Below are 4,500 nucleotides of genomic sequence, written 5' to 3'. Positions count from 1 at the left end.
CGGGGTTTGAGTAGTAACGGAACAGAAAACCCCGCTAAGGCTGCAACCTTTAATACGTATAGCTTCTAGCCCTCAAAATTGGCAGCATCCTGAGGAATCATCTTCAGACAAGGATTGATTTCATCGAACTCAGCGTCCTCGGGGTCAAAGTAGCCCCCGGCCCATTCAAGCAGTGCTTCATGTTCGGGATGCTCAGTATCTTGAACGGCCTCTACAAACTCCTGATAGCCCCAGGTGCCCCCACAGTCCTCAGGAGGGCAGGCGCGCTTAGCCTTAATGCAGACAGGATAGTCGAGGTCAGTCTCAGCGGTCAGTACCTTTTCGACTAAGACCTCATGCTCCCAAGAGTCACCAAAGTCATAAAGGTAGGAAAACTTAAACTTCTCTGCTGGAATAAAGCTGGTCAACTTGACCGACCGCTCATCCTCAGGCTCTAGTTCTGCAAACCCTAGTTCTGGCATCGGTACGCCATACTCCTGACCGTGAATCGTAAACGAGTGCAGGTGAGAGTTTGTCCAGCCCATAGAGAGCTGAATGACCCAGTGTAGGTGACTCAACGTGACGTCACTGCGTACCAACACCCGTCGCCAGATCGGTGGCCGAATACCCGTGAGCGTAATCTTGAGCTGGTAGACAGACTGAGCTTTTTTACGAGGAGCCATTTTAGATTTTGAGGGTTGAAAATCAGGATGAGCTTGCCGGTGCCGTTTGACGATCTCAGTGACTGTCGTTTTGCTGAGCTTCAAGTCATGGGCAATGGTGCGATAGGAAACCTTATCTTCCACCATCTGTATCACCTGCGGCGCGAGCCGGTCAGACTTCGTGCGTTGCCCCAGCTGCCTGCCTAAGACCTTTCCCCTAGCCTTCGCAGCAGCTAGCCCAGAGCGCACCCGCTCACTGACTAAATCGCGCTCAAACTCGGCCAGCGCCGCCATTAGCTGAGCAATCAGTTTTCCTTGAGGCGTGGCCAAATCGAACTGAAGCCCAGTTTGCGCAATCAGAGAAACATCCCAGTTCTGCAACTCCTGAAGCGTCTGAATGAGATCCAGGGTGCTGCGCCCCCACCGGGTCATTTCTGTCACTAAGATGGCGTCAATCTTTCGCGCCTGCGCCAGCTCCATCACCTTTTGTCGTTCAACCCGATTCTGTTTTGTGCCTGAAGCAGTCTCCTTCCAAACGCCAACAACTTTGAAGCCAGCTTTCTTGGCATAGAACAACAAGTCTTGCGATTGTCTCTCACAAGATTGGTCTGTTGTTGAGACGCGACAGTAAATTGCGACCGTTTTTTGTACCAATTAAACCCCTCGGGAAATAGAGGGCTGAAACCCTTGCTGTGCCGTTCCGTTTTAGCGTACCAATCAGACTATACTCTAAATGGTACAGAATGATAGTAACAATCTGTTGCTTTTTCCTCTATGCCCGTTCGATTCCTAACTGAGCAACAACAACAGCGCTATGGACGCTATCAGGGAGCACCAACTGATGTTCAACTTGACCGCTATTTCCATTTAGATGATGCTGACCGCCGATTGGTGCGGGCGCGGCGCGGTGACCATAATCGTCTAGGGTTTGCGGTGCAGCTGAGCACGGTTCGATTCTTGGGCACCTTCCTACTCAATCCGATTGAGGTACCGCCCAACGTCGTTGACTATTTGGCGCAGCAGCTAGAGGTCAACAGCACGAGTGGTCTATCGGTGTACCTGGAACGAGAGAACACCCGCTGGGAGCACACAGACATTATTCAGCAACGCTATGGCTACCAGAATTTCAGCGCTCAGCCTGAACACTGGCGGTTTATCCGTTGGCTCTACGCCCGTGCTTGGGTAGGAACAGAAGGCCCTAGCGTTCTCTTTGATATTGCCACAGCTCAACTGCTGGAGCAGAAAATTTTACTGCCCGGTGTCAGCGTCTTAGAACGCTTGGTGGCAAGCGTGCGAGAGCGAGTGGCACATCGGGTCTGGAAGTTGCTGTCACGCTTGCCATCCGACGAGCAATGCCAACGGCTAGATGCCATTCTCCAAGTGGATACGGATGTGAGGCAAACTGTTCTTGATCAGCTGAGACGTTCACCGACGCGCCATAGCGCCCCGGCGCTGGTGGCCGCGCTCCATCGGTTGAAGCGAATACGGGCAATTGGCGTGAGCGATCTGGTGCTGCCTAATGTTCCACCCAGTCGGTTGAAGATGCTGTCGCGAGCAGCTTTTACGTCACGAGCCCAAACTATTCAGCGAATGCCGACAGCCCGGCGGATGGCGACACTGTTGGCTTTTGTTCATGACGTCGAAGCAACGGCTCAAGATGATGCGTTGACCGTGCTGGAGCTGCTTACCAAAGAGTTGTTGTCGAAATCGGCTAGTCAGGGCAAGAAAGAACGACTGCGAACGCTCAAAGATCTAGATGCCGCTGCGCTGACCTTGAGCGCAGCCTGTGCCATTCTCATAGAGCCAGAGAAGGAGACGATTCAGCTGCGTGAGGCAATATTTGCTCAGGTTTCTTCAGAGCAGCTGGCTGCTGCTGTGGAACAGGTAGAGTCCATTGCCCGCCCACCCGATGACCAGTACTATCCTGAGATTCTAAGTCGCTGGCGCACCGTGAGGTTGTTCCTGCCAACGCTGTTGAATACGATTAACTTTCAGGCAACTCAGGCAGGACAGCCGATTCTAGCAGCGGTGACCTTTCTCAAATCGATTGAGGGCAAACGCAAGCCTGTCATGACGCCTGCGCCTTTGGCGATTGTTAGCAAAGGCTGGTTGCGCTGGGTCTGTCCGACGGCGGGTGAAATTGATCGCCGCGCTTACACCTTCTGTGTGTTGGAACAACTGATGAATGGCCTACGTTGCCGGGATTTGTATGTCTCTCCGAGTGTGCAATGGAGTAACCCACAGGAGAAGCTGTTCCAAGGCCGTGAGTGGGTAGCGGTGCGGAGCCAGGTCTGTCGCACATTGAATCTTGCCCCCCAGCCTGATGAGAAGCTGACGCAGCTAAAGCAGCAGCTTAACGATGCGTACCACCGTGCGGCGCAGAACCTGCCGACGAATGACGCAGTGCAGATTGTTGAGGACGAAAGCGGACGCCCCTCGCTGACTATCAGCCCGCTAGAGAAGCTGGAGGAGTCTGAAAATTTGCGATCGCTTAGGGCGCAGGTGAGCGCCCTACTGCCTCGGGTGGATCTCCCTGAGGTACTCCTAGAGATCCACGAAAGAACAGGGTTTCTCGACGCTTTTAGCCATGCCCATGAGGAAGGGGCTCGCGCTGATAATGTCACCACTAGCTTGTGCGCTGTCCTGGTAGCGATGGCTTGCAACATCGGGATTAGACCTTTGCAGCGCAAGGACACGCCTGCTTTAACGAAGCACCGCTTAGCTTGGATAAAACAACACTACATTCGGGCTGAAACGCTGGTTGAGTCGAATGCTTGTTTGGTGAATGCACAGAAAAACGTCACCATTGCTCAAGCTTGGGGTGGCGGTGAGGTTGCTTCTGCCGATGGCCTACGGTTTGTGGTGCCGGTGAAGACGTTGAATGCTGGCCCTAATCGTAAGTATTTCAGCAGTGGGCGGGGCATCACCTACTACAACTTCGTGTCAGATTTGTTCGCCGGGTTTCACGGCCTGGTAGTGACTGGGACACTGAGAGATTCTTTGGTGGTGCTCGTCGGGCTACTGGAGCAGCGGACAGGGCTTAGGCCGCGTGAGCTGATGACCGATACGGCTGGATACAGCGATATTGTCTTTGGTCTGTTCTGGTTACTGGGCTATCAGTTCAGTCCGCGTTTAGCTGACACTGGCGCAGCCAGGTTCTGGCGACTTGACCCGAAGGCTGACTATGGCGTACTTGATGGCATCGCCCGACAGAAGGTGAAGGTGCATCTGATTGAAAACTTGTGGGATGACATGCTGCGGGTGGCCGGGTCACTGAAGCTCGGCAAGGTCAGTGCGCTTGAGATCATGCGGGTACTGCAAAAGGGCGGTAAGCCTTCCACGTTAGGCAAGGCGATTGGGGAACTGGGCCGGGTGGCCAAGACGCTGTATCTACTGAACTACATCGATGATGAGGCTTATCGGCGTCGAATTCTGATTCAGCTCAATCGGGGGGAGGGACGGCACAGTTTGGCTAGAGCGATCTGTCATGGCAACAAAGGCGAGATTCGGCAGCGCTATCGTGAGGGGCAAGAAGATCAGCTTAATGCGCTGGGGCTCGTCACTAATGCCGTCATCCTCTGGAACACTTTGTACATGGATAGAGCCCTTGATCACCTGAGAGCACAAGGGCTAGAGGTCAACCCTGAAGATGCTGCTCGGTTATCGCCTCTAGGTCACATTCACATCAATATGCTCGGGCGCTATTACTTCGAGCTGGCTGAGACACTTAAAGAAGGTGGGTTCAGGCCATTACGGAACCCTGATGACCCAAATGAGCCTTTTTACTAGGCTTAAAACCCAGCGGTAGAGAGGGCTCTGGCCTTAGCGTGGTTTTCTGTTCCGTTACTACTCAAACCCC

2 protein-coding genes are annotated in these 4,500 nt (G+C 53.5%); one reads left to right on the top strand and one right to left on the bottom strand.

Features of this window, described 5'->3' with window-relative positions; all coding sequences use genetic code 11:
* Positions 1-65 precede the first annotated feature (65 nt).
* Positions 66-1,295 carry a recombinase family protein gene (locus IQ256_RS29935; RefSeq protein ID WP_228025375.1) on the bottom strand — a complete coding sequence of 410 codons (1,230 nt, stop codon included), beginning with the start codon at positions 1,293-1,295 and terminating at the stop codon, positions 66-68.
* 120 nt (positions 1,296-1,415) lie between these two features.
* Here IQ256_RS29935 and IQ256_RS28495 point away from each other — a divergent pair, with 120 nt between their 5' ends.
* Positions 1,416-4,430 (top strand): Tn3 family transposase, encoded by a 3,015-nt coding sequence (locus IQ256_RS28495; protein WP_193859064.1) that lies wholly within the window; start codon positions 1,416-1,418, stop codon positions 4,428-4,430.
* Positions 4,431-4,500 lie beyond the last annotated feature (70 nt).

Source organism: cf. Phormidesmis sp. LEGE 11477 (genome assembly GCF_015207105.1).
Taxonomy (GTDB): Bacteria; Cyanobacteriota; Cyanobacteriia; order Phormidesmidales; family Phormidesmidaceae; genus Phormidesmis.
Note: the sequence above shows the minus strand (reverse complement) of the source record. Positions and strands in the feature narration are given on the sequence as shown.

What these genes read in the sequence shown, in the direction of transcription:
- IQ256_RS28495 (WP_193859064.1), top strand. Translation starts at nt 1,416, where the DNA reads ATGCCCGTTCGATTCCTAACTGAGCAACAACAACAGCGCTATGGACGC.